The 427-nt window shown below is 42.9% G+C and carries 1 protein-coding gene; it reads left to right on the top strand.

Translation table 11 applies throughout. From position 1 onward, the window contains the following. A partial coding sequence (locus tag WKU26_RS12685) for a sulfatase-like hydrolase/transferase (protein ID WP_340322319.1) occupies positions 1-427 on the top strand: 427 nt, incomplete at both ends.

Here is a 427-nt window from a genome sequence, read left to right as displayed (position 1 = left end):
ACATGAGCCTTATGATTTCCCGATACGTATGGAGCATTTGTATGATGGAGTGACATTTCCTGAACCTGAAAATTTGCTTGATTGGGGACCTGAAACCAATGGACGTTCGTTTGAAGGGCAAACTTTGGAGGTCTTGTCCAATGCATGGAAAAAGGCTTCTCAAGATCCGGACAAATGGTGGTGTCGCTATCCGGAACTGCCTTTCTCGATTGATGGGCTGCAGAAAACTACGGCTCGTCGGGCAATTTATCAAAAATTGATTCGTGACTATTTGCGCTGTGGAGCTACTGTAGACGATAATATCGGTAAACTGTTGAAAGCGCTCGACGAAATGGGAATTGCGGATAATACTATTGTAGTATATGTATCCGACCAGGGATATTTTCTGGGTGAACATGGCTTTTATGATAAACGAATGTTTTATGAG

It is taken from the genome of Phocaeicola sp. HCN-40430 (genome assembly GCF_037890285.1).
Classification (GTDB): Bacteria; Bacteroidota; Bacteroidia; order Bacteroidales; family Bacteroidaceae; genus Phocaeicola; species Phocaeicola acetigenes.
The sequence above is the reverse complement of the archived record's forward strand: the minus strand, read 5'-3'. Positions and strand labels throughout refer to the sequence as shown.